This is a genomic window from Thiomicrorhabdus sp. ZW0627, assembly GCF_029767005.1.
Taxonomy (GTDB): domain Bacteria; phylum Pseudomonadota; class Gammaproteobacteria; order Thiomicrospirales; family Thiomicrospiraceae; genus Thiomicrorhabdus.
Window position 1 is genome coordinate 89,317 of sequence record NZ_JARUQR010000003.1, and the last position, 25,103, is coordinate 114,419.

A 25,103-nucleotide genomic window follows, 5' to 3' on the forward strand; every position below is an offset into this window, starting at 1 on the left:
AGGTGTTTTCGGGTCAGGTAAAGACAGAGTTTTTGGGGTTGGTATCGGCGGTTAAACGTCGAGGTTTTCAACCTGCAAGGCGTTTGCCTCGATGAAGTCGCGTCGAGGTTCGACTTCGTCACCCATCAGGGTCGTGAATACCTGATCTGCCTGGATGGCATCATTGATGGTGACTTGTAGCAGGCGACGCGCTTCGGCATTCATGGTGGTTTCCCAAAGCTGTTCCGGGTTCATTTCACCCAAACCTTTGTATCGCTGAATGTTTTGTCCGCGTTTCGCTTCGTTGAACAGCCAGTCGATCGCTTCCTTGAAGCTTTGTACTTCTTCGGTCTTTTCACCGCGTTGGATGTAAGCTGTATCGGTCAGCAGGCCTTGTAAGGCATTACCCAGTTCGACGATCTGCAGGTATTCTTTGGAGATAAAGAATTCCGCATCGTAAACCTGAGAACTCAAGGTACCGTGTTCGCGTTGTTGCAAGCGAATCTGGAATTTGGCTCCGCTGTCCATATCGCTGGCAGGTTCGACGCTGATCTGATATTCGATCTTGTCTTTTTCACCGACCGCTTTAAGACGAGGCAGGATTTCGTTAGCCCATTTGCTCGCTTGATCAAAGTCGTTCAACAGGTCCGCATTCACGGTAGGTGATTCGATCATCAGCTCCAGGAAGTTGCGGTTGTAACGGCGTGCCAGACGGTTGATGGTGTGAACGGTCTTGAAATAGAGCTTAGACATGCTTTCCAGCGCGACGCCACTGATGCTCGGGCCTTCTTTGGAAACCCAAAGCGCCGCGTTGTCGATGGCAGTCTGCAAAAGATAGCTTTCAAGTTCGGCATCGTCCTTCAGGTACGCTTCCTGTTTCCCTTTCTTGACCTTGTAAAGAGGTGGTTGGGCGATATAGATATATCCTTTTTCAACCAATTCAGGGTACTGGCGGTAGAAGAAGGTCAGTAATAGAGTACGGATGTGTGAACCATCCACGTCGGCATCCGTCATGATGATGATGCGGTGGTAACGCAGTTTTTCGATGTTGTAATCTTCCGCACCGATCCCGCAGCCCAGCGCCGTGATCAAGGTACCGACTTCTGCGGATGCTAGCATTTTGTCGAAACGGGCTTTTTCGACGTTCAGGATTTTACCTTTCAAAGGTAGAATCGCTTGGGTACGTCGGTCACGGCCCTGTTTGGCCGAACCACCGGCGGAGTCACCCTCCACCAGGTACAATTCAGAAAGTGCCGGATCTTTTTCCTGACAGTCAGCCAGTTTGCCTGGTAGACCTGCGATGTCCAGAGCACCTTTACGACGTGTCATTTCACGTGCTTTACGGGCCGCTTCACGGGCACGGGCCGCATCGACGATTTTTGCGAAAACCGCTTGAGCGTCTTTCGGGTTTTCCAACAAGAATTCGGCCAGTTTTTCGTTCATCGCGGTTTCCACCGCACTTTTCACTTCCGAAGAAACCAGTTTGTCTTTTGTCTGAGACGAGAATTTAGGATCCGGAACCTTGACCGAGATGACCGCCGCCAAACCTTCACGAGCGTCGTCACCGGAGATGTTCATCTTGTATTTTTTGTTCAGGCCTTCCGATTCGGCATAACTGTTCAAGGTACGAGTCAATGCTGCACGGAAACCGGAAAGGTGGGTACCACCGTCACGCTGAGGAATGTTGTTGGTAAAGCAGAAGATCGATTCCTGATAAGCTTCGGACCACTGCATTGCGACTTCAACGGTGATGTCGTCCTTCACGGTGGTGAAGTAGAAAGCCTTCTCATGAATCACCGGTTTGTTGGTGTTGATGTAATCAACAAACGCTTTGATACCACCTTCGAATTCGAATACTTCGTGACGACCGTCGCGCTTGTCGAGTAATTCGATGTGCACGCCTGAGTTCAAGAAGGAAAGTTCACGCAAACGTTTTAGCAGATAATCGAAACTGAATTCGGTGACGTTGGTGAATGTTTCTTTACTTGGCAGGAAGCGGATTTCGGTTCCAGTCTCGTCGGTATCGCCGGCAATAGAAAGCGGCGCATCCGGCACACCGTGGGTGTAGCTCTGTTTCCAGATATGACCTTCGCGCTTGATGGTCAGGGTCAAGGTTTCGGACAGGGCGTTTACAACCGAAACACCGACACCGTGCAAACCACCGGAAACCTTATAGGAGTTGTCATCGAACTTACCACCTGCGTGGAGAACGGTCATAATGACTTCTGCCGCAGAAACGCCTTCCTCTTCATGGATGCCGACCGGGATTCCTCGACCGTTATCCGAAATCGATACAGAACCGTCTGTATGGATGGTTACGATCACCTTGTCACAGTGGCCTGCCAAGGCTTCATCGATCCCGTTGTCGACCACTTCGAAAACCATGTGGTGTAAACCACTCCCATCGTCGGTGTCACCGATGTACATCCCGGGACGTTTACGAACGGCATCTAGCCCTTTTAAAACCTTGATGGAGGAGGAGTCGTATTGCGTTTCTTCAGTCATAGAATTTTGTTCTTTATAGAGTTATTTTAAATACAAAAATATCCGGGAAATTATAGCACAGATCGCGGGCAAAAGTACGACCTTAAAACCTTCATTATTTTCCTTTTAAATCAACTGGTTATGGGTATATAAAAACCGTTTATTGGTTTGGCTGTCGGTGGCATGAGACTAGGGTCTGTTTTGAGCGGTTCGAATGGGGGTCTAAAGACCGAGGTTTTTATAAGTTTAATCTATATAAATCATTAATTTATAAGTTGTTTCTATTTGATTTGGATTTTGTGGCGCGTTTGAATAACGGTTCTGGATACTTAGAAAGTATTTTGAGGATGTTCTTTACAATCATGCCTTAAATGGAGGGTGAAAGCATGAGTATGTTATTAAGAAATTTGGATCCTTTTAAAGAATTTAGAGAGATGGAGCAGCGTTTTCAGAGCCTGTTTCCAAGTACCGAGAAAGCGCAAACCAACGTAGCCGGATTTTCTCCGTCGGTTAATACACGTGAAGGTGATTACGCCTATCACATAGAAGTTGATCTTCCTGGTGTGAAAAAAGAAGACATCAAGGTTGAAGTGAAAGACAATCGGGTAACGATCTCCGGCGAACGAAAGACCAAGGAAGAGGTCAAGGAAGAAGAGTATTACCGGGTGGAAAGCAGTTATGGCAAGTTTGAGCGCAGTTTTACCCTGCCGGAAAATGTGGATTCGGAAAATGTGACGGCCTCTTCTAATGACGGTGTCTTGGAAGTGGTCTTGCCGAAGAAAGAGCGTAACGGTTCTGCCAAACAGGTGGAAGTTAAGTAACCGCCATTGCCGTTTTAAGGAAAATAGGGTCGAATTTTTCGACCTTTTTTTATTTCTGGTCGTTGCTTCCGATTTTGCAAACTGAACAGGCCTGTTCAGTTTTTAAAAAGCCGGTTTTGGCCCAACCATTTTGTTTTAGTGGCTTATTTAGCACTCTTTTGGGTAAAGCTGTCCCGATTTCAAATACCAGATCTTTGTGGTTTCGGGATTGAGCACCGGAATCAAGGATTCGGCCGTACTGGTTATGATGTGCTGGATATTGAGAATCTGTAGCAGTTCCAGTAGTTTGAGGCGGTGGGTCTCATCGAGTTCGGCGGGCAGGTCGTCGATCAACATGATTACCGGCTCATTGACCACCTTTTCGTGCAGGCTGGCCTGTGCCAGTAACAGGGCGCAAACAAACAGCTTTTGTTGTCCTCTGGAAAGCGTATTGATCGCTTCCAACGAACCGAATCGGAAACGGATATCGGCACGGTGCGCACCGTACTGGGTGTGACCTTGTTGCAAATCCTTGTCAAAATTCTGTTCAAGCAGTTCGAACAGATCCGGTGTATTTTTCGGCCATCCGGCACGGTATTGGCACACAACTTCCTGTTGCACTTCGGGCATCAAAGCCTCGCAGAAGGTCGTCAGGTAAGGGGTGAGCGCTTCCAGATAATCTTGTCGAATTGCATCAATTTTGAGAGCGGTATCCACCAGTTGATAATCCCACAATTGAACCTGAGCTTTAGGCAAACGCTTTTTAAGGGCGTGGTTGCGCTGTTTGAGGATTCTCTGATGGTGTCTCCAAAGCTGGATGAATTCCTGGCTTTGGTGGAAGCAGCCCCAATCCATGAATTGACGGCGGGCTTTAGGGCCTTCTTCCAACAAACGGTGGCTTTCCGGTGTGAGCAGCTGTACCGGCAATAAGCTGGCAACTTGAATTTGTCCTTTTACGTTTTCTCCGTCAATGCGCAGAAGTGTGTTGGTCGCACTTTTCTGGACGCCGAGCCGGTGGGTTTTGTGGGCATCATGACTGGACGCCACTTCGGTGAACAGAGTACTGGATTCATGGCCGTGTTCGATCAAGTGTTGAGTTTTGCTGGTTCGAAACGAGCGTCCCGTCGCCAATAGCCAGATGGCTTCGATTAAAGAAGTTTTACCTGCCGCATTATCACCGACGAACAGGTTTAACCCGGTGCTTAACCGGCACTGGGCGTCTTGGCAGTTGCGGAAATGCTGGATGTGCAGCTGATTGATTTGAGTCATGCAGAAACGTTTACTCTTCGCCCCAGGTGTGGTGCTGGGGATCGTTTTTTAAACTCACCGGTTCCTGATGAATGATCACGTCAAGATTTTCGAATTCGTCTGTTAGCGCTTTGGTCACCTGCTCGGCAATCCGGTGGCTCTCTCTAAGGGTAAGTTCGTCATCCAACTCCAAGTCCAACTGTACGAAAAAGTTGGGTCCGGACTGGTAGGTACGAAGGTCGTTGAATCCTCTGACCTTCGGAATGCCAAGAATGATCTGTTGGATTTGCTGACGCATCTCTTCCGGTAGTTCACGGTCAAGCAACTGGTTGCCGGCGTCTTTAGCGATGGCGATTGCACTTCGCAGAATCCAGACGGCGATACCAAGGGCCAAAAGTGGGTCAAGCCATTGGATGTGACTGAGCCACAAGCTGACAATGACCAGGATATTCGCCAACACATCGGTCATATAGTGGAGTGAATCCGCCTTGATGGCCGTGGAATGGGTTTTGTGTATGACGTAACGTTGAAAAGCGATTAACCCTAACGTCATGATCAGGGAGATTAGCATGATAACCAGACCGGTCTCGGACGCTTTCAGGGCCGATCCGCCAAAGAGACGATCAAGAGAGTAGAGAATCAGGTAACCTGCCGATCCGGCGATAAAAACGCTTTGCGCAAGTGATGCGAGGGGTTCCGCTTTGCCGTGGCCGAAACGGTGCTCTTTATCGGGCGGGGTTTGCGCGATATGGACGGCAACGGCAATCATGACGGATGCTGCGATGTCCAATGCTGAGTCCAGCAGTGAGGCTAGAATACTGACCGAACCGGTTTGCCACCAGGCGTAAATTTTAAGCATAACCAGGCTGACGGCGACGGCGACCGAGACGTAGGTGGCAATGCGGACAAGTCTGGATTTAATCATAAGCGCTTAGTTTGATGGCCGATCAATCGAGTTTCAATCTATTCTAAGCCAAAACGGCTGAGTAGGTAAGGATCGAGAGATTGTCTTTTTCGGTACGGTAATGAACCGGGCTGGTGTGAAAGGTGATGAATATCGCACCTTCGGCTCGCATTTATGCAGCGAACCGAAGGCTTGATACAGAAAGTATCGACTACAGACGCATCGGCATGATGACATGCTGACAGTGGCAGACATCCGAAGTCGATTCGACCAGACAACTGCTGTTTGAGTCCTTAAGCTGGATGGTCACGCAGTCTTCCTGCATGGAGTTCAGGACATCCAGAATGTAGCTGACGTTGAAACCGATTTCCATATCCGGACCGGTGTAATCGATCGCCATATCTTCGTGTGATTCGTCCTGTTCGCTGTTTGATGCGTTGACCGCCAGCAGGTTGTTGTTCAGAATGAAACGGATTCCTTTGAACTTGTCGTTCGAAAGAATCGAAGCACGTTGTAACAGGCTACGCAGCAGTTCTCGGTCCGTCTGTACAACCTGGTCGTTATGCTGCGGAATGACGCGGCGGTAATCCGGGAAACGGCCGTCGACCAATTTACAGGTGAAAACGGTTTCTTCAAATTGAACGGTCAAATAGTTCTTTGCCAGAGAGAACTGGATTAATGAGTCGTCGTCGCCGATCAGTTTCGACAGTTCCATCACGCCTTTACGCGGCAGGATCGCCTGGGTCGGGGTCAAGCCGTCGATCGCCAATTCGGTCGAACAGGTGGATAGACGGTGTCCGTCGGTCGCGACCACACGCAACGACTGGTTGTTGATGTCGAAAAGCATGCCGTTCAGGTAAAAACGCACGTCCTGGCTGGCCATGGCAAAGCTCGAGTGCTGGATAAGCTGTTTCAACTGGTGCTGGGACATCGCAAACGACATTTCCGCCTGAGTCAGGTCAATGGTTGGGAAGTCATCTGAAGGCAAAGTCGAAAGCTTGAAACGGGAACGTCCCGCCGAAAGTGTGCAGCGTGACTCTTCGAAATCTAAAATGATGGTCAGGCCGTCCGGTAACGAGCGTACGATGTTAATCAGCTTGATCGCCGGAAGCGTGATGGAGAACTGTTCGACTTCACAACTTTCTAATTCAGTCTGAGCTCGTGTCTCGATTTCCAAGTCGGAAGCCGTGACCGTCAGGGTGTTTTGGTAGATATCAAATAACACATTGCCAAGAATCGGCATGGTTTGGCGCTTTTCGACCACACCGCCAACAGTTTGTAATACTTTCAGAAGGTTTTCACGAGAAAGACTGATTTTCATCTTAAGCACTCTTTACGTTAATTTTAAATTAGTTTGTGATGATTCGAATTAAGCTGTTGAAATCTTCATCCATGCGATGATCGGTTTCACGTAGTTCCTTGATCTTGCGAACGGCATGTAAAACCGTCGTGTGGTCACGGCCGCCAAAAGCGTCGCCGATCTCAGGCAAGCTGTGATTGGTCAACTCTTTTGCGATCGCCATCGACATCTGTCGAGGACGGGCGATGTTTCGCGAACGTCGCTTTGACAGAATATCCGCTACACGGATTTTATAATAGTCCGCAACGGTCTTTTGGATATTTTCCAGAGTGACCATTTTCTGTTGCAGAGCCAATAAATCTTTTAGGGCTTCCTTGACCAGATCGACGGTTAGCGTCTGTTGCGTGAACTGTGCAAACGCGCCCACACGTTTCAAGGCTCCCTCCAAGTCTCGTACGTTACCACGTAGACGTTTGGCAATAAAAAACGCCACTTCATCCGGCAAAATAAAACCGAATTCGGAAGCTTTCTTTAGAAGGATTGCAACGCGCATTTCGAATTCAGGCGGCTCGACGGCAATGGTCAAGCCCCAGCCGAAACGGGATTTTAAGCGGTCTTCAAGTCCATCTACTTCTTTCGGGAAGCGGTCACTAGTAAGAATGACCTGTTTGTTGCCTTCCAACAACGTATTGAAGGTGTGGAAGAACTCTTCCTGAGACTGTTCTTTGTTGGCGAAGAACTGGATGTCATCGATCAGCAGTGCGTCGAGTGAACGGTAGAAGCGTTTGAATTCGTCGATTTTATTGTGGCGGAGGGCGTTAACCATATCGGCAACGAATCGTTCCGAGTGTAGGTAGACAACACGTGCTTTGGGGTTGTCTTTGATCATTTGGTTACCGATGGCGTGCATCAAGTGGGTTTTACCGAGGCCGACGCCGCCGTAGATGAAAAACGGGTTATAAGCGCCACCCGGATTTTCAGAAACCTGACGGGCCGCTGCCGCTGCAAGCTGGTTCGCCTTACCTTCAACAAACGTATCGAAGGTGAAATTTGAGTTCAAACCGTGTTTGATGGTACTTTTGCCGCTTGCCGGACTAGAGGCGGCGCTGGATTCGGCTTTGCTCTTAGCTGTTTTCTTAGGCGTTTCTTCTTTAGTCTGTAAGGGTTGCGGTACGGTCTGTTCCGGCGATTCGATGGTTTCAATCGCATAATCACCGATTTCGAGTTTGACTTCCGGCGTATTGACGGGCGCGGCGATGGCAACGGCTTGGCGAATATTGTCCATCAGCTTTTTGTTTACCCAATCAAGGATAAACGATGAGGGTGCCAACAAACGGATTACCGAGTCTTCTTCAATTGCTTGAAGGGGACGAATCCAAGTATGGAACTGCTGATCGTTCAAATCGTTTTCTAAGTGCTTAAGACTTTGAGCCCACAGTGATGCCAAGAGAGTATCCTTTATTATATTTTTCGCACAAAACATCCCCTCACAAACATTGTGCTAAGCCGTTTTTGGAGAGGGGGGAATTTTGTTTTTTAAACCGTTTTGGTGTGGTCTAAAAATGTAAGCACAAGTATAACTGTGAATAACTTTAATTCATAGTCTATTTTTGTGGATAACTTTGTGGACGACCTGGGTGGATAACTCTGTGTTTTTGTATATAACTAGTTGGTTTTATTGGTTTTTTTACAGTTATTCAAAAATTATGAAAAAAACAGCATTTTGGCTGCAAGTAGTAGCAGGAAGACGCCAAAACCTCTTTTCAGAAGATTAACCGGAAGTTTGTGTGCCAGCTTGGCTCCGAGTGGCGCGGTGAACACACTTGCCAGAACAATACCAATGAATGCAGGCCAATAAATATAGCCAGTGGCATAGGGAGGCAGGTCTTGTGCATTCAGTCCGCCAAGCAGATAACCAAAGGTTCCGGCAAAGGCGACTGGTAAACTCACCGCTGCCGAAGTGGCAATAGCCTGATGCATTGTAATGTTATTCCAGACCAAATAAGGTGTGGTCAGAGTTCCGCCACCGATACCGACCAGTGAAGAGAGTCCGCCAATCCCGATGCCCGCTACGGTATTACCGGCAAATCCCGGTATTTCACGGTGAGCGCTTGGCTTCATCGCCAATAGCATGTTCAAGGCGATTAGAACCTCCATGGTTGCGAAGATGTATCCGAGAATATTTGAGGCGACGAATTGAGAACTCCAGCCACCCACAAAAGCGCCGACGAGAACGCCTAAAACCAGCTGTTTGGCCAGATCCCAGCGCACGGCTTCATGGCCGTGGTGCGCTTTGACCGAAGACAGTGATGTGATCAATATGGTTGCCAGAGAGGTTCCGATGGCCAGGTGGATGATCTGTTCCGTGTTCAGGAAATAGGCAAACACGCTGGTCAATACCGGAACGATGATCAGGCCGCCGCCGATTCCGAGCAGGCCTGCTGCAAAACCGACAAAGGCGCCGGTGATCATATAGATGCTGAATTCAAGAAAGAAAGTTTCTGGCATAAGCGGAATTATCTGGTTTTGGCTTGATAAAAGGGGTGTGGCTTTTCTATGGGTTTTTATTATATTGGCACAGATTATACCGAGTCTGAATATATAATTAAGACTTCTTGATTGCGGTTGTTTTGCCCTAAAAAATCATTTTTGAAGAAAATCGTCCGATGGCGCATAATTAAATGTTCTTATCTTAAGAGTAAGCACTTCATTTTGTTAAAGGATTTATCCTGAAATGAATTTGCCGATTTTGCTAAAAATATTTGTTTTCTTATTGATAACTCTATATAATTCCCGTTTTTTCCGCTTTGGGAATTAGAAATTTAAGGACAACTGACATGAAACGTACATTCCAACCTAGCGTTATCAAGCGTGCGCGTACTCACGGTTTCCGTGCTCGTATGGCGACTAAAAACGGTCGTAAAGTTATTGCAGCTCGTCGTGCAAAAGGACGTAAGCGCTTAACTGTGTAATCCTGGGTGTGCTGCGATGGTACACACAGAAGCAAAGTCTGGTGGGTTTATGAATTCGAATAATGAGTTTGAAACTCACCGGGACTTACCTCCTCTCTCCAAAGAACCGAAATTCGGTTTTTCCAAATCTTCAAGATTACTCTCCCCTAAAGATTTTCAGCATGTTTTCAGCAATGCCGAAAAGTTCGCGAATCGTCACTGGACTTTGATTGTTCGTCCAAATCAAAAAAGCTATCCGAGACTGGGTTTGGCGATCAGTAAAAAGCAATTACAACGCGCGGTTTGGCGTAATCGAATAAAAAGAATGGCAAGAGAGGCATTTAGGTTACATAAGCAGGACCTAAATGGGTATGATATTGTGGTTTTGGGTCGCAAGGGGACTCAGGATATCGATAATAAGACCCTGCATAACAGCTTCTTGCATTTGGTACGTAAAATTCGTAAAAGTGACTTAAAAGACCGAATTAAAGAAGTAAAAGAGAAGAATTAAAGGTTTAAATCATGAATATGAGATCGTTCTGGTGGTTAGCTTTAGCCTTTACGCTAACTTGGATTTGGCTTCAGTGGATGCAGTTTACTGCACCGTCGACTGAACAAAATGCAGCATCTGCTCAGGTAGAGAGCTCAACTGACGCTTCGGTTGCAGCGCCTTCGGATGTTCCAGGAGTCAATGCGACAGCCGCGCATAAAGACGCAGTTCCAACTGCGCAAACTAAGATGCAGCAAGGTCAGCGAATTCATGTTACGACCGATACGCTTGATTTGATCATCGACACTGCCGGGGGTGATATCCGTGATGCGAAGTTGATGGATTACGGCGCTTCCCATGATCCTAGCCAGCCTTTCCATATCATGAGTGATACAGGGTCGTTGTTGTATGTCGCCCAGAACGGGATTGCGACGCAGCCAAAAGCACAACTGCCTGCACCTAACCATAAGGCGGTTTATCAGGTAAGCCAGGACCGTTTCGAAATGACTGGTGATACGTTGGCGGTGCCGATGGTTTGGGAGAAGGATGGTGTTAAAGTCACCAAGACTTATACCTTCAAAAAAGGCAGTCATGTCGTCGGGTTGAACTATAAAGTTGAAAACACTACTCAGTCCGTATGGTCGGGTAGCCTGTATTCGCAACTGGTGCGTAATAGCTTTAACCCTGAAAGTAATTTCATGATGCATACCTATACAGGTCCAGTTCTGTATGACGGTAATGCAGAAGAGAAATATGTCAAACACTCGTTTGATGATTTGAATACCCAGGCGGTCACCGGTAAAGCGGTCACCGGCGGATGGGGAGCGATGATCCAGCAGTACTTCCTGACTGCGATCATTCCAAACCAGGATGCACAGAACTCTTTCTATGCAAAAGCATTGGGTGATGACCGTTATGCAGTGGGTGTGGTTGAACCTCTGGTTACGATCGAACCGGGTGCAACAGGTGAATTGAGCTCAAAAATCTATATCGGGCCTGAAAAACAAGATGTGTTAGCCAATATCGCACCGGGTCTGGAGTTGACCATCGATTACGGTATCCTGACCTTCTTGGCCGAGCCGATTTTCTGGTTGCTGAACCATATCCATAGCCTGGTCGGTAACTGGGGTGTGGCCATCATTCTATTGACGCTGTTGATCAAATTAGTGTTCTACAAGTTGTCTGAAACTTCTTACCGTTCAATGGCGCGTTTGAAGAAGTTCCAGCCTAAGCTTCAGCAGCTTAAAGAGAACTACGGTGACGATAAGGCAATCTTCCAGCAGAAAATGATGAAGCTGTATAAGGAAGAGAAGATTAACCCGCTAGGTGGTTGTTTGCCGATTTTTATTCAGATGCCGGTATTCATCGCACTTTATTGGGTACTGTTGTATTCGGTGGAAATGCGTCAAGCGCCGTTCATGTTGTGGATTGAAGACTTATCGGTTCAGGATCCGTATTACATCCTGCCGGTCATCATGGGTATCACTATGTATGTACAGCAGAAGTTGAATCCTTCGGCGATGATGGACGAGATGCAGCAGAAAGTCATGAAAGCGTTGCCGTTCATCTTCACGTTCTTCTTCTTGTGGTTCCCGGCCGGTCTGGTTCTATACTGGGTTGTGAACAATATCCTTTCGGTGAGTCAGCAGTGGTATATCACCAAAAAAATCGAAGCCGGTGAAGAGAAATAAGCGCGATAGCGCATCTAGATAGAAAAGGGATAGAGAATGCAATTATCTTATCAGAAACCGGGTACCGACCATCCGATGTACGGCAAGGTGGAATACATCGTTGCCGATGGTATGCAACCGATTTGCTATAAAACCAAAGACGGTTATATGCCTTTGGAAAACGGGTCGGCTCCTGTTGTTGAAGCCGCCTCTTCGGCTCAGCCTGACGTAGAGACCAAACCGTTATACGTTTTGTCTTTCAAGATTAACGGTGAAGAGGAAGAGATGACTTTTAAGTCCAAGAAGAAGTTGGATAAAACGATGGAAGAGTTCTCTCAGAAAGGCTATGTGACGGATTTGAAAACCACGGTTTATCAAACGGTCGCCTAAGAGTCGGTTTTGACCGAACCCTGTTATCAAAGCGCCCGTAAGGGCGTTTTTTGTTTGTATCATTTGTTGGAAGCCAACTATTATGGATTTTGAAAACCATGACACGATTGCCGCGATTGCCACTGCACCGGGAAGAGGCGGTGTGGGGATTGTCCGTGTTTCGGGCAAACATGCCTTGCAGATTGCGGAGACGGTTCTAAAGCGTACTCCTAAGCCGCGCTACGCCCATTACGGTCCGTTTTACGGCAGTCAGGATGAGGTTTTGGATCAGGGAATTGCACTCTATTTTCCCGGTCCGAATTCTTTTACCGGAGAAGACGTTTTGGAATTGCAGGCGCATGGCGGGCCGGTTGTGTTGGAGTGGATCCTGACACGAGTGGTTGAGTCGGGTGCGCGTTTGGCGGAACCGGGTGAGTTTTCCAGACAGGCTTTCATGAACGATAAGCTGGATTTGGCTCAGGCCGAAGCGATTGCCGACTTGATCGAAGCGTCTTCCGACCAGGCGGCGCGTTCTGCGCTGCGTTCTTTGCAGGGGGATTTCTCCGCTCAAATCGACCAGTTGGTCGAAGAGCTGACGCAACTGAGAATTTATGTTGAAGCGGCGATCGACTTTCCGGAAGAAGAGATCGACTTTCTCTCTGACGGGAAAGTTGCCGGGCAGCTTCGCCATATTCTGGACCGTCTTCATGCCGTATTTGCGTCCGCACAGCAGGGTGTTTTGTTGCGTGAAGGGATGTCGGTGGTCATTCTTGGCCGCCCAAATGCCGGTAAGTCGAGTTTGCTGAATGCGCTTTCTGGTCGAGAAAGTGCGATTGTTACCGATATCGCCGGTACCACTCGTGACATCGTTAAGGAAGAGATCAATATCGACGGTATGCCGCTGCATATACTCGATACCGCCGGAGTTCGGGAAGCAACCGACCAGGTCGAGCAGATTGGAATCGAGCGAGCTTGGCGGGCGTTGGACGATGCGGATCGAGTACTGGTGATGTTGCAGGCCGGAGAGAAGATTCATCCGGAAGATCAGCTCATTCTAGATAAGTTGCCAAGCCATATCCCGGTCACATTAATCCGTAACAAGATCGATTTGATCGGCCACGAACCCATGGTGGAGGAAGAGGGCGAACGAACAGTCATTTGGTTGTCGGCTAAACAGAAATTGGGACTGAACCTCCTAACGGATCACCTGAAAACCGTCATGGGTTATCAGCAGACCGGTGAAGGGGTTTTCATGGCCCGTAAACGCCATTTGGACGCTTTGCAAACCGCTTTGCAGTGGACCGAGAACGGTATGCATCAGTTGGAGGCGTTTGCCGCAGGAGAGTTATTGGCGGAAGATCTTCGTCTGGCTCAGGAAGCGCTTTCGGAAATCACCGGGCGTTTCAGTTCCGATGATTTGTTGGGACGAATCTTCACGTCGTTCTGTATCGGGAAATAATCGGACAAGCTTGTTTTGAACAGGCCTGTTCAGTTTAAAAATCGAATGTCTAGAGAGTCCTATGTCCTATCCGATTCCTGCCCAGCAGGCCGTCGCTGAAATAGAGATCAAAAAGAGCCGCTTCATCGCTTACGCCAGGCATGTTGTTTCACGTGAAACAGGTATGGAATGGCTGGAAGAGATCAAGGCGGAATATCCGGATGCCCGTCACCACTGCTGGGCGTATCAGCTTGGCAATCCCAATTGCGCCACCAATGCAGGGATGGGGGACGATGGTGAACCATCGGGAACAGCCGGTAAACCGATTCTGAATGTGTTGCAACATAAGGGCATCGGTGATGTCATGATCATCGTGGTACGCTATTTCGGTGGTATTAAATTGGGCGCGGGCGGTTTGACTCGAGCCTATGGCCAAGCCGCACAAGCGGTCATGGAGATATTGCCGACCCAGGAGCGGATTCCGATGACCGGGATGGAAGTGGTTTGCGACTTTGCCCTGGAGCAGAACGTAAGACATTGGTTGGGCCAGGTAAACGGTGAATTGCTCTCCGTCGATTATCAACATCAGGTGACCATCAGAGCGGAAGTTCCTGATGAGGAGGTGGATGGTCTTAGCGCCACTCTGCGTGCCAACCGCTGTACATATTCTTTCGAATAATTCTTTGTAGCGTCATTAAATTGTCAAAATTTGAAGTTAATATCAAAGTTGGCAGTATCGAAATGTTCAGGCAAGGAGTGGGCCATGGAAACCCTGACAACGGACCAGTGGATAGAGCAGCATATCAAAGAATTCAATTCTGTGGGCTTGGCGCCGTTGATTCAGAAAAATGTGGTTGATCTGATCGATCAGGCTTTGGTTCTGAGTCAATCGGATCAACGCAACCTCAAGGAATCGATCCATGACCTTCGTGTTACTTTCAAGCGTCTTCGGGCTTATTGGCGACTGGTTCGCGATTCGGTTGACAAACCAGTCTTTGAAGCTGCCGACCGACGTATCAAATACACGGCAAAACTGCTGGGAGGACAGCGCGATCAATATGTGCTGTTTGATTCACTGTCCTTAATTCTTGATCGGCTCGAAGGTTCTGAAAGAATGGTTGCCGAATCCTTGTTGCGGCAGTTGAACCATTCCTTGAATACGAACTTTAAGACCTTATCCATCCGCTGGTCGACAGTGATTTCATCGCTACAGCTTGAACGGTCGGTTTGGTCGGGACTGGATTTTGAATCCATTAAGAACCGATCCATTCAAAAAGCTTTGCATAAAAGTGTGACGCGCAGCTTGAGGCTGTCCGAACAAGCTGTTCATAAGAAAGCGGATACGGAAAAGCGGCACCGATGGCGAAAATGGGTCAAATACGTGTTTTACCAACTTAAATTGTTGAAAGGACTTGGTGTCAAAAGTAAGAAACAAAGCGTACGTAAGTTGGATGAACTCGGAAATCTGCTCGGTATCGAGCATGATATGGATCTCTTGAAAGACTTTTTGCAACAAGGTTTTGATTCAACGGAAAGTCGTGAGACGCTTGCTCGAATAGTCGAAGCATGTGAGCAATATCAAAAACAACTACGCAAGCAGGTCAAGCATTTGGCTGAAGGTCTCTATGCATCCCCATAATGCAAGGCGTTTAGCTCGACTTGGGCCTTTAAAAACCATTATATTAATGGAATTTATTTTGCACGAATTTCCATAGAAAAAATTCATTACTTTTACCGAAGAATTGAGCATACACTTAGCGGCGTCTTTTCCGAAAACGGAAGGATTTTTCAATCAATACCTAATGAAATGAGGTGAAGTTATGTCGAGATTTACATACGCTAAATCTTTGTGTTTAGTTGCGCTGTTTGCTTTGCCAATGTCGTCGTCTATGGCGGCGGATGAGCCGGTTTACGGTAGTCAGTTAATGACTCAGGAAGAACGGCATGAATATCAGATGAGAATGCGTGAAGCGGAATCCGCTGAAGAGCGTCAGCAAATCCGTGAAGAGCATCATGAAGAGATGAAGATTCGAGCCCAAGAGAAAGGCGTGGAATTGCCGGATGAGCCTCCAATGGAGAGAGGCCACGTGAATCAAAAAGATCGCCCAGGAATGGGATACGGCCGCGATTAATCGGTTAAAAATATAAAGTCGATTACATTGCCATCATTGCGATGGTGGCAGTGATTCCTACGAAATAGATCAAAAGCGTAAGTTGCAACATGCGTTTGTTGGCATTGCGGCTATTCAGCGATTGTTTGAATCTTGGTTGCTTTTGAAGCAGTTTGAATCCTCCCCACAAAATCCCAAGGGCCAGTGCAGTTAGAATCATTCCTGTAATCAGTATGGTTAGCATTGTGTTCCTGCCTTAAAAAGTTCGTTTTCGAATTATAGCAACCGATCTTTCTGTTTTGAGTTTTTTCCTTTTCCTTCCGTTTTGAGTCGAGGGTAAGTACTAATAAATTGACCAATTTAAAGGTTTGTATGGCCAAGCAGTCCTGCTAAAAACTTGTTGCATCGTGCTTGAGATGGTAAATTTACTAATCATAATTTAATGTTCAAGCGTTCCTTAATGGCCGTAAAAACGAAGAGGTTTTGTAATTCATGAAGTTAGAACGTTTGGTACAACCCGCCATTCTCAAACCCATTCCACACCAAGCATGTTATCTGAGTTTTTCCTTAAAACCGGGCGCCGATTACCGAGCGGCTCTGAAGAACCTTGCCCCGCAAGTGGACGGAAGTTCCATTGTACTTGGCATCGGTCTGTCATTGGTCAACGCATTGGGTAATCAGATAGAAGGTCTACGGCTTTTTCCCGCCATGGTGAATCAGGGGATTGAGATACCTTCTACTCCGGAAGCTTTATGGTTGTGGTTCCGAGGGCGTGACCGGGGCCAAATTGTGCTGAATGCCAATCGACTGATTGGTGAGTTGTCGCCGGCTTTTAGATTGGAAAAGCGTATTGAATCTTTTAAATACGGCAATGCTCAGGATTTGACCGGTTATGAAGATGGAACCGAGAATCCAGTGGGCGATGAAGCTGTTCAAGCGGCCGTAGTGACCGAAGGCGAGTTGACCGGTTCGAGTTTCGTCGCTGTGCAACAGTGGGTGCACGATCTGGCACAGTTTCAATCCAAGTCGCCACAACAAAGAGACAATACTTTTGGCCGCCGGATTTCCGATAATGAGGAAATCGACGAGGCTCCCGAATCTGCACATGTTAAGCGTACGGCTCAGGAATCTTTCAATCCCGAAGCATTTATGGTCAGACGTTCGATGCCTTGGTCGGAAGGCGATAAATTGGGATTGGTGTTCACGGCATTCGGTCACTCTTTCGACGCTTATGAGGCCGTGTTGAAACGGATGGTGGGTAAAGAGGATGGCGTGACGGACGCTTTGTTTACTTTTACCCATCCAATCAGCGGCAGTTATTACTGGTGTCCTCCAATGAAAGGTCATCATGTCGATCTGAGCGCTTTAGGCATCGATTAGGAGAGAGTAATGGCTAAATGGATCTGGGTATTGTTGTTTTCTTTGTTAACGGTTTCTGTTCAGGCGGGTGATTGGCGGCTGACGGAGGTTCAGGACTTTTCGGCCGTGGCCAAGCAGGCTAAGGCGAAAAACGTGCCATTGGTGATTTATTTCACTCGTGAGCGGTGCCCGCCGTGTTTGCGTTTTGAGGAGAACGCTCTGCTGCCGATGGTCGAAAATGGTTTGGTGGCAGATTATATCGAGATTGTCGAACTTCAGGCTGACGCGGACGACAAGGTAATCGACTTTGACGGTTATGAAGTAAGAAGAAGTGAAATCGCCGAACTTTATAATGTCACTACCTTTCCAAGACTGGTGTTTGTAAATTCCCAAGGCGAAGAGCTGGGAATTCGCATGGAAAATTCAGGTGCGTACGACTATTTTCCTTACTATTTCAAGCAGCGTATTAATCAGGCTTTGGAAAAGTTGGGTAATGACAAGCGGATTCCGGAGTAAGAGGAATCCGTTTTTTCCGGTCATCAAATGACTGGGTATTTTTAAAAAGAAGGAAATAATCATGGGTTCAAATGTTACTGTTTCATCTTCCAGCACGTTATCCACGCTAGGGAAAATCCCTTGGATGCTGTTCATTGTATTGTTTCTGATTGCCACGGAATACTTTCAGATCTCCCTGGAAGGGACGGTCGGTTACGTGTTTATTTCGGTGGCGGTTTTGATTCTGTTCATTGAGATGTTCAAGTCCGGCGACGTCAGTGCCGTGTCGTTTTTGGTCGATCAGTTCTGGGCGGTATTGACGGTGATTCTGGCAACAGGCCTGCTCAGTTATCTTTGGTTCGTCGAAGGCCAGCAGCCTAATTTCTTCCACTGGATTGGTTATGCGATTATCATTGCAGACGCTTTGTTAAACCCGTTCAACTCGTTTAGAACTGCTCTGAGAAATTTCGATGTGGCCGGTTAAGGCGTGAACTCCGGTTTATTTTAAACGGTTATAATGAAGTTTCATTTGCCTGAAACCGGGAGAGTTAAGTTTGAAACCGACATCCACTGCCAACCAGAGCCTATTAGGAAAGGCGACGCCTTACTGCAAGAGCTATGATCCGTCTTTGCTGTTTCCGATTCCGCGCCAGGAAAAACGTGACGAGCTTGGATTTGATTTAGATAGCCTGCCTTTCCAGGGACTGGATATTTGGAGTGCGTTCGAGGTATCGTGGCTGAACGCCAAAGGTAAGCCGATTGCAGTGATTGCTGAGTTCGCATTCCCGGCGGATTCTCCGAATCTGATTGAGTCTAAGTCCTTCAAGCTCTATTTGAACTCGTTCAACGGCACCCGTTTCGACTCCCGCCAACAGGTGATCAATCATTGGGTTGAGGATCTGTCGGCGGCTTGCGGTGCCGAGGTGGCGGTGGATGTCCGCGATCTGGATATGGAAGAAACCTTGATCGGACGGTTGCCGGGAAAAAACCTGGATGGATTGGATATTGAGGTCGACGATTATCAGGTTAACCCGGAATTGTTGACACTTAATGACGAGACTGATGAGGTTGAAGAAACTCTGAACAGCCATCTACTTAAGTCGAATTGTCTGGTCACCGGCCAGCCGGATTGGGGTTCCATCGTGATCCGTTATCGCGGACGCCAGATCAATCATGAAAACCTGCTTAAATACCTAATTTCATTCCGTGAACACAACGAATTTCACGAACAATGTGTCGAACGGGTGTTTACCGACATTATGCAGCGCTGTCGGCCGAGTGCGTTGACGGTCTATGCTCGTTATGTGCGCCGCGGGGGGCTGGACATCAACCCTTATCGTTCGAATTTCGAAGACGAGTTTGATATCTCCCGCACATTGAGACAATAAGATCGGAGGATTGGACAGTGCGATTCTTAAATTGGCTGTTTGGATTGTTTGGTTATGAATGGGTCATAGATCCCCGGCCTGTTGAAGATGACGTGGAGCAAATGTACGGAAATATTCATTCCGAGGATTGGGAAGAGATGTATGAAGATTCCCCTCGTTATGTCTTGCGAAAAAAATCGATTTCGCGAAACTGAGCAGGCCTGTTGATTTTGGTAAGGAGTAAGTATGGCCGAACATGAGGTGGTGAGTATCAAAAATACCCTCAAGTCCCGCCAGTTGCTGGAGTGTTTCGATCAAAACCTGAAACGCTTACAAACGCATGGCGCGGATGAAAATGAGAACGAGGGCGCGACGATCGATATGCTTTCGGAATGTCTGGAAGAAGCAATCGAAAACGGCATGGAGGTTGAGGAGTTGCAGGCGCGTGCAAGCCAGTTGGCGCAGTTCGCTTTTGACCGTGGTTATTCCCAGCATGAAGTCGAAGAGTTGTTGACGATGCGGCCGAATCCCAACGGCAAGCGCCCGACTTAACGGCCACTGAATACGGAGTCAAATATGGTCGAAAATGGACAGGATGTAACTTATGGCATGGGTGATGCCACTTATCGGGCTGTTGGCGGTCATGAAGGTCTAGTGAAGTTGGTAGATGACTTTTACGATGCGATGGACAGTCTGCCTGAAGCCAAAAAGATTCGAGCGATGCATCGAGAGGATTTGACCGAATCAAGGGATAAGTTGGTTCATTTTCTATCGGGTTGGATGAACGGTCCGCAAATCTATGCCGAAAAATACGGTTCGATCAATATTCCGATGGCGCATGCCCATATCCGCGTGGATGAATCGGACCGGGATGCTTGGTTGCTGTGTATGCAGCATGCGTTGGCAAAACAAGATTATCCGCAGGCTTTGCAAGATTATTTGATGCAGCAACTGTTCCGTCCGGCGGAACGCATACGTCAAGTCAGCGAAGCGCATCATGCCCCGTAAGGGAGACCTTTTCCGGTTAGATTCAGGCCTTTTTAAGTTGCTGACTGGTCGTGAAATCGCTGACAAGCTGTTTTAAATGTTCGGCATCTTGTTTGAGCTCTACGGAATGATTGGCGGAACTTTCAACCATGTCGGCATTCTGTTGGGCGATTGATTCCATGTTGTTCATGGCCTGGTTGACCTCTTGAATTCCTCTGGCTTGTTCTTCGCTGGAAATGGAAATTTCTTCGACGATTTCGACGACCTTATTAATCGATTCTGTAATGGTTCCAAAAGCTTGGCCTGACTGTTCCGCCAATTCCGATCCTCTTCCTACTTTTTGGGTCACTTCTTCAATCAGCATCTTGATGTCCTGAGCGGCATCGGAAGATTTGCTTGCGAGTGAACGGACTTCTCCGGCGACAACGGCAAATCCACGCCCCTGTTCTCCGGCACGAGCAGCCTCTACAGCGGCATTCAACGCCAGCAGGTTTGTTTGAAAAGCGATGCTGTCGATCAGGGTAACGATCTCCTCGATTTTATTGCTTGAATCTTGAATCTCATGCATTGAAAGAATGGTTGACTGCATGACCTGTTCGCCTTTTTGGGCCTCCTCTTTGGTGGCGTTGCTCAGTTTGTTGGCTTGATGAGCGTTTTCCGATGCCTGAGTAACGCTGGAAGTCATTTCTTCAATTGCCGCTGCAGTTTGTTCCAGGGAAGAAGCTTCTTGTTGGGTGCGTTTTGATAGATTTAGGTTGGTTTCGGAAATCCAATTGGCACCATTTTCGACGTCGATTGCGGTTTCATTGACTTTGGCAATAGTGTTTGAAAGGTTTTTCAGGGCGTTGTTCAAATCATTTTGAACTTTGCTGACGGTTCCTTTGAAGTCACCTTTGATTGTGTGGGTGAGGTCGTTTGAGGCGATAGCGTCTGCGTATTCGCTGATTTGACTGAATGCTTTATCCACTTCGTTAACGGAGTGGTTGATGGCGTTTTTCAGGACTTCCAGATCGCCGGGCAGTTCACTCTGGATTCGCTTGTCGAAAAGGCCTTGTGAAACATGGTTCATGACCGTACGGATCTCCTCGTGTGCGGATTCCAGGAAGTGCATCGAATGGTCTACTTTGGCCTTCAGAGCACCTTTGACGTTTGGATTCATTCGGATGTCGAAACGACCGTTCTCTAAAGAGACCATGATCTCTTCCAACGCATCCATGGTATTGTCAACGCTGTCGACGGCTTGGTTCAGGTTAATCCTGAGTTTTTCAAAATCTCCCGTGTATTGTTGGTTGATGCGTTGTTTGAATTCACCTTGCGCAATGGATGTAATGATCTGATTTATGTGGTTCATTTCATTGGATATTTTGTCGAGCAGACCGTTATAGGTATTGGCGATCTCCCCAAATTCGTCTTTGAGTTTGTGTTGTATCGGTTGGTTGAAGTCACCGGTATCATGAGTCTGTTGCATGCCTTTGGTTAAAACAGACACCCCTTTTAGAACCTTGAGTGTGGTTTGAACCAGTACGAAAATCATGATCAATATTGCGAGAATGGCAATGCTCCATAAGGTGCTAATGATATTTTCATGCTGTTCAGTTAGGAAATTATCAACCTGGCTTTGTAGAGAGGTCAGCGGGGCTTCAGTGGCGTGGATGGCTGACCGCATTTGACCCCTTAGTCCCGATTTTTCATCCAATCCTTTTTTTTGTTCGGCTTGGTACAGCGCTAGAAAGTCGGTTTTGTATTTTTGCATGGCCGTAGAGACGGATGTCTGTTCATTTTGGTTCATGTCGCTGACGGCCAGATTCTGTTCGAACTTTGCAAAGTTTTTGAGGAACTTTCCTTGGTATTTTTCTGCGAATCGCAGCATGAAGTCTTTTTCGTTTCGGCGTAACATCAGCATATCCGCTGTCAGTTGTATCTGATTACTATTTTTGAGAAGCCCTTCCGCTTTATGCACGGAATCGCGAAGGCTGCCGTATAGACCGTCTTTTGGATTAAGCCCAATGGTTTTTTGTAATTTGGCAAGAGCGATAAAACGGTCCTGATATTGGGTGATGGACTGGGAAAGGGTTTCGACCAAAGAGGTTGGTTGTTCTATGGCGGTTAACTCGGTCGAAAGTCGATGGATAATATCCTGAGTCCGGGTGTAAGTGATATTGAACTGATCGATGTATTTGGTCTCCTTCCGGATGAGGAAGTCTTTTTCTTGCTTACGTAATTCGAGGAGTTGGGTGTGGAGTTGATGGGAGAGGCTTGAAGTGGTTTCTAGTTGTTGAATTTTATGCAATGCCGTATTGACGGCAATCATGAGTCCGCCCAGGCTCAGCACAACAATGCTCAGTACCAGGGTAAAGCGGGATTTAAGCGAATGCATATTCTCTCCTCGTAAAAAGCCTAATTTTTATATAGAAATCAGTCTATTACATTTCGGTGAGAATATGAAGTAATTCTATCTATGTTATGGATAGAATTACTTATATAATTTAATACTTATTTGCTTAAGGGTGGATTGATCCGACATTCCCTAGGATTCGGTTGATGTCATTTCGATCGGGACGATAGCTTCTAGGGGCGTCTTTTGGATCCCCGTTGCTCAAAGCTCCGGAACAGGTTAATCGATACACATTCGGTTGAGTGTCCGATTTGAGGTATAAGTGCACTAAGTCCATTGTTTCCGGACGTTGGTAGTCATCCCTGGCCAAAAGCATCAGGTTTGGAGCGACGTCGGATTGAACGGTAGTGTATTGATTGGCCGCAAACATTATTCTGTCTTGATTGCGGGCGATTTCTTCTTCATCGAGTTGGACTCGACTAATCTTAAAGTTTTGGGGTTGAACCATATAAGCCTTTTTAGGCATTTCGTACAGTTCGATACGGCAATGTTGTTCGCTTTGGTTGAAGCCGCCACCGGTCAATTCACCGAATTGTATGTATTGTCTGACATTTTCAGCCCGGAAAGTGACGGGTTGTTTGAGTGTAAAAGTTTCTCCAGCCTGGATGTCCATCAAGCTTTTCGGAGGGGTGATAGAGCAACCGGAAAGAAGGGTAAGTCCTACGATACAGCTACCCGTTATCCACTTGTTTTTAGAGAAAAAAGCGCGCATATTCACCTCCATGATAGGGATTGCGTTGGATGCCTAGTTGAATAGGATTGGCTTATGGTAAAATACACTGCTATTTTACGAAAGTTTTATTTGATTGCCTACAGTGTCTAAGCAAAATTGACACTCTCCACGAAAGGACAGCAACATGGATGCGCAAATTTCAAATTATGATGTCATCGTCGTCGGTGGCGGTCATGCGGGCACGGAAGCGGCTTTAGCGTCTGCGCGTATGGGATTGAAAACCTTGTTGCTGACTCACAATATCGACACTCTGGGACAAATGTCATGCAACCCAGCCATTGGCGGGATCGGTAAGGGTCATCTGGTTAAGGAGGTCGATGCACTTGGGGGCGCGATGGCGTTGGCGATCGATGAGGCCGGAATCCAGTTCCGCATCCTCAATGCCTCCAAAGGTCCTGCTGTTCGGGCGACCCGAGCCCAGGCCGACCGAGTTCTGTACCGTCAGGCAATCAGAACGCGCCTTGAAAATCAGGTCAATCTCTCGATTTTCCAGCAACCGGTTGAAGACCTTATTCTTGAAGGCGACCATGTACGCGGCGTTGAAACCAAAATGGGCCTTAAGTTCTATGCGAATCAAGTGGTGTTGACGGTCGGAACTTTCTTGGCAGGGCGAATCCATATCGGCTTGAAGAATTACGAGGGCGGACGTGCCGGTGATGAACCTGCGAACTGTTTGGCCGCCCGCATGCGTGAGCTGGATCTTCCGGTTGGACGCTTGAAGACAGGTACCCCTCCGCGTATTGATGCACGCACCGTGAATTTCGATGCGATGCAGATTCAGCACGGAGACGACCCAGCACCAGTGTTTTCCTACATGGGAAAACACTCCATGCACCCTCAACAGATTCCTTGTTACATCACTTATACCAATGCACAGACGCATGAAGCCATTATGGCGTCTTTGGATCAGTCTCCGATGTATTCGGATCAAGGCGAGATCGACAGTGTCGGACCGCGTTATTGTCCGTCGATTGAAGACAAGGTCATGCGTTTCGCCGATAAGGATCGTCATCAAGTATTTATCGAGCCGGAAGGGTTGACCAGTATCGAACTCTATCCGAACGGGATTTCTACCAGTTTACCGTTTGAGACCCAGATGCAGATCGTGCGTTCGATGGAAGGTTTAGAGAACGCGCGTATCATGCGACCTGGTTATGCAATTGAGTACGATTATTTCGATCCGCGTGGTCTAAAACCAACGCTTGAAAGCCAGCATATTCACGGCCTATTCTTTGCCGGACAGATCAACGGTACCACCGGCTATGAAGAGGCGGCTGCGCAAGGGATTTTGGCAGGTATGAACGCTGCCCGTCGTGCGCAGGAGAAAGAACAATGGTATCCACGTCGTGATGAAGCTTATTTGGGTGTTCTAGTGGATGACCTGATTACACTAGGTACCAGCGAGCCTTATCGAATGTTCACCTCGCGAGCGGAATACCGTTTGATGTTGCGTGAAGATAATGCCGACCAGCGTCTGACACCGATTGCGCGTGAGTTCGGCCTGATTGACGATGTCCGCTGGATGGCGTTTGAAAGTAAGATGGAAGCGTTGGAAAAAGAGTTGGATCGTTTGAAGCAGACTTGGATTTATCCGGCACATGCTGAAGCGAAGAAGGCTGAAGAGTTGATGGCGCTGCCTTTGAGTAAAGAACAGAGTCTGTTCGATCTGCTGAAGCGTCCGAACGTTGCTTACAATGCGTTGGCGGAGCTGGAAGTTTTTGGTGATGGCGTCGAATCCGAAGAGGTGGTGGATCAAATCGAAATCGAAGCCAAATATTCCGGTTATATCGAGCGACAGAAGCAGGAGATCGATAAACTCAAACGTTCGGAAGCGGTTAAGATTCCCGAAGATTTGGACCTGGACAAGATTTCCGGTTTGTCAAACGAGGTTAAGCAGAAGTTGCGTGACCATAAGCCTGCGACTTTGGGCATGGCCAGCCGAATTTCCGGTATTACGCCGGCTGCGATTTCGATTCTGTTGATTGCCATTAAGAAGTACCGTTCCGGTAATAAGGTAGCCTGA

26 protein-coding genes are annotated in these 25,103 nt (G+C 47.6%); 17 read left to right on the forward strand and 9 right to left on the reverse strand.

Annotated features, from left to right (window positions below; translation table 11 throughout):
* Positions 1–51 precede the first annotated feature (51 nt).
* Positions 52–2,484 carry a DNA topoisomerase (ATP-hydrolyzing) subunit B gene (gyrB, locus tag QCB45_RS07880; protein WP_279420369.1) on the reverse strand — a complete coding sequence of 811 codons (2,433 nt, stop codon included), beginning with the start codon at positions 2,482–2,484 and terminating at the stop codon, positions 52–54.
* 365 nt (positions 2,485–2,849) lie between these two features.
* Between gyrB and QCB45_RS07885 the strand changes: the two genes are divergently transcribed.
* Positions 2,850–3,284 (forward strand): Hsp20/alpha crystallin family protein, encoded by a 435-nt coding sequence (locus tag QCB45_RS07885; protein ID WP_279420371.1) that lies wholly within the window; start codon positions 2,850–2,852, stop codon positions 3,282–3,284.
* A gap of 147 nt (positions 3,285–3,431) precedes the next feature.
* Here QCB45_RS07885 and recF read toward each other — a convergent pair whose 3' ends face one another.
* From recF to QCB45_RS07910, 5 genes are all read right to left on the reverse strand, one after another.
* Positions 3,432–4,532, reverse strand: a complete 1,101-nt coding sequence (gene recF, locus QCB45_RS07890) for a DNA replication/repair protein RecF (protein ID WP_279420372.1) — start codon at positions 4,530–4,532, stop codon at positions 3,432–3,434.
* A 10-nt stretch (positions 4,533–4,542) separates the two neighbouring features.
* On the reverse strand, positions 4,543–5,436 hold the full coding sequence (locus QCB45_RS07895) for a cation diffusion facilitator family transporter (RefSeq protein ID WP_279420373.1): 894 nt from the start codon (positions 5,434–5,436) through the stop codon (positions 4,543–4,545).
* Between the two features lie 190 nt (positions 5,437–5,626).
* Positions 5,627–6,736, reverse strand: a complete 1,110-nt coding sequence (gene dnaN / locus QCB45_RS07900) for a DNA polymerase III subunit beta (RefSeq protein WP_279420374.1) — start codon at positions 6,734–6,736, stop codon at positions 5,627–5,629.
* A gap of 28 nt (positions 6,737–6,764) precedes the next feature.
* Positions 6,765–8,198 carry a chromosomal replication initiator protein DnaA gene (dnaA, locus tag QCB45_RS07905; RefSeq protein ID WP_279420375.1) on the reverse strand — a complete coding sequence of 478 codons (1,434 nt, stop codon included), beginning with the start codon at positions 8,196–8,198 and terminating at the stop codon, positions 6,765–6,767.
* A 221-nt stretch (positions 8,199–8,419) separates the two neighbouring features.
* Positions 8,420–9,223 (reverse strand): sulfite exporter TauE/SafE family protein, encoded by an 804-nt coding sequence (locus QCB45_RS07910; RefSeq protein ID WP_279420376.1) that lies wholly within the window; start codon positions 9,221–9,223, stop codon positions 8,420–8,422.
* A 329-nt stretch (positions 9,224–9,552) separates the two neighbouring features.
* Between QCB45_RS07910 and rpmH the strand changes: the two genes are divergently transcribed.
* The 8 genes from rpmH to QCB45_RS07950 all read left to right on the forward strand — a co-directional run bounded on the left by rpmH (position 9,553) and on the right by QCB45_RS07950 (position 15,765).
* Positions 9,553–9,687, forward strand: a complete 135-nt coding sequence (gene rpmH, locus QCB45_RS07915; protein WP_279420377.1) for a 50S ribosomal protein L34 — start codon at positions 9,553–9,555, stop codon at positions 9,685–9,687.
* 16 nt (positions 9,688–9,703) lie between these two features.
* Complete coding sequence (rnpA, locus tag QCB45_RS07920) at positions 9,704–10,177, forward strand: ribonuclease P protein component (protein ID WP_279420378.1); 474 nt, start codon at positions 9,704–9,706, stop codon at positions 10,175–10,177.
* An 11-nt stretch (positions 10,178–10,188) separates the two neighbouring features.
* Positions 10,189–11,847, forward strand: coding sequence for a membrane protein insertase YidC (gene yidC / locus QCB45_RS07925; RefSeq protein ID WP_279420379.1), 1,659 nt, complete (start codon positions 10,189–10,191; stop codon positions 11,845–11,847).
* A 36-nt stretch (positions 11,848–11,883) separates the two neighbouring features.
* Complete coding sequence (locus tag QCB45_RS07930) at positions 11,884–12,216, forward strand: hypothetical protein (RefSeq protein WP_279420380.1); 333 nt, start codon at positions 11,884–11,886, stop codon at positions 12,214–12,216.
* Between the two features lie 82 nt (positions 12,217–12,298).
* Complete coding sequence (gene mnmE / locus QCB45_RS07935; RefSeq protein WP_279420381.1) at positions 12,299–13,654, forward strand: tRNA uridine-5-carboxymethylaminomethyl(34) synthesis GTPase MnmE; 1,356 nt, start codon at positions 12,299–12,301, stop codon at positions 13,652–13,654.
* Between the two features lie 61 nt (positions 13,655–13,715).
* Positions 13,716–14,312 (forward strand): YigZ family protein, encoded by a 597-nt coding sequence (locus QCB45_RS07940; RefSeq protein WP_279420382.1) that lies wholly within the window; start codon positions 13,716–13,718, stop codon positions 14,310–14,312.
* Between the two features lie 84 nt (positions 14,313–14,396).
* Positions 14,397–15,272, forward strand: coding sequence for a CHAD domain-containing protein (locus QCB45_RS07945; RefSeq protein ID WP_279420383.1), 876 nt, complete (start codon positions 14,397–14,399; stop codon positions 15,270–15,272).
* 181 nt (positions 15,273–15,453) lie between these two features.
* Positions 15,454–15,765 carry a hypothetical protein gene (locus QCB45_RS07950; RefSeq protein ID WP_279420384.1) on the forward strand — a complete coding sequence of 104 codons (312 nt, stop codon included), beginning with the start codon at positions 15,454–15,456 and terminating at the stop codon, positions 15,763–15,765.
* Positions 15,766–15,787: 22 nt separating this feature from the next.
* Here QCB45_RS07950 and QCB45_RS07955 read toward each other — a convergent pair whose 3' ends face one another.
* A complete protein-coding gene (locus QCB45_RS07955) occupies positions 15,788–15,988 on the reverse strand; it encodes a hypothetical protein (RefSeq protein ID WP_279420385.1) in 201 nt (66 codons plus the stop codon).
* 248 nt (positions 15,989–16,236) lie between these two features.
* On the opposite strand from QCB45_RS07955, the gene QCB45_RS07960 reads away from it, so the two are divergent.
* The 7 genes from QCB45_RS07960 (at position 16,237) to QCB45_RS07990 (ending at position 19,973) form a co-directional block, all read left to right on the forward strand.
* Positions 16,237–17,124 carry a Dyp-type peroxidase gene (locus QCB45_RS07960; RefSeq protein WP_279420386.1) on the forward strand — a complete coding sequence of 296 codons (888 nt, stop codon included), beginning with the start codon at positions 16,237–16,239 and terminating at the stop codon, positions 17,122–17,124.
* 9 nt (positions 17,125–17,133) lie between these two features.
* A complete protein-coding gene (locus QCB45_RS07965; RefSeq protein WP_279420387.1) occupies positions 17,134–17,619 on the forward strand; it encodes a thioredoxin fold domain-containing protein in 486 nt (161 codons plus the stop codon).
* A gap of 61 nt (positions 17,620–17,680) precedes the next feature.
* On the forward strand, positions 17,681–18,082 hold the full coding sequence (locus QCB45_RS07970; RefSeq protein WP_279420388.1) for a hypothetical protein: 402 nt from the start codon (positions 17,681–17,683) through the stop codon (positions 18,080–18,082).
* Between the two features lie 70 nt (positions 18,083–18,152).
* On the forward strand, positions 18,153–18,986 hold the full coding sequence (queF, locus tag QCB45_RS07975; RefSeq protein WP_279420389.1) for an NADPH-dependent 7-cyano-7-deazaguanine reductase QueF: 834 nt from the start codon (positions 18,153–18,155) through the stop codon (positions 18,984–18,986).
* A gap of 17 nt (positions 18,987–19,003) precedes the next feature.
* A complete protein-coding gene (locus QCB45_RS07980) occupies positions 19,004–19,180 on the forward strand; it encodes a hypothetical protein (RefSeq protein ID WP_279420390.1) in 177 nt (58 codons plus the stop codon).
* Between the two features lie 31 nt (positions 19,181–19,211).
* Positions 19,212–19,517: a hypothetical protein gene (locus QCB45_RS07985; RefSeq protein WP_279420392.1), complete on the forward strand. Its 306-nt coding sequence runs from the start codon at positions 19,212–19,214 to the stop codon at positions 19,515–19,517.
* A gap of 24 nt (positions 19,518–19,541) precedes the next feature.
* Positions 19,542–19,973: a group II truncated hemoglobin gene (locus tag QCB45_RS07990; protein WP_279420393.1), complete on the forward strand. Its 432-nt coding sequence runs from the start codon at positions 19,542–19,544 to the stop codon at positions 19,971–19,973.
* 22 nt (positions 19,974–19,995) lie between these two features.
* Here the strand turns inward: QCB45_RS07990 and QCB45_RS07995 are convergent, their stop codons facing one another.
* Both QCB45_RS07995 and QCB45_RS08000 read right to left on the reverse strand, forming a co-directional pair.
* On the reverse strand, positions 19,996–22,329 hold the full coding sequence (locus QCB45_RS07995) for a methyl-accepting chemotaxis protein (RefSeq protein ID WP_279420394.1): 2,334 nt from the start codon (positions 22,327–22,329) through the stop codon (positions 19,996–19,998).
* 124 nt (positions 22,330–22,453) lie between these two features.
* Complete coding sequence (locus tag QCB45_RS08000; RefSeq protein WP_279420395.1) at positions 22,454–23,059, reverse strand: hypothetical protein; 606 nt, start codon at positions 23,057–23,059, stop codon at positions 22,454–22,456.
* A gap of 145 nt (positions 23,060–23,204) precedes the next feature.
* On the opposite strand from QCB45_RS08000, the gene mnmG reads away from it, so the two are divergent.
* Positions 23,205–25,103, forward strand: coding sequence for a tRNA uridine-5-carboxymethylaminomethyl(34) synthesis enzyme MnmG (gene mnmG, locus QCB45_RS08005; RefSeq protein WP_279420396.1), 1,899 nt, complete (start codon positions 23,205–23,207; stop codon positions 25,101–25,103).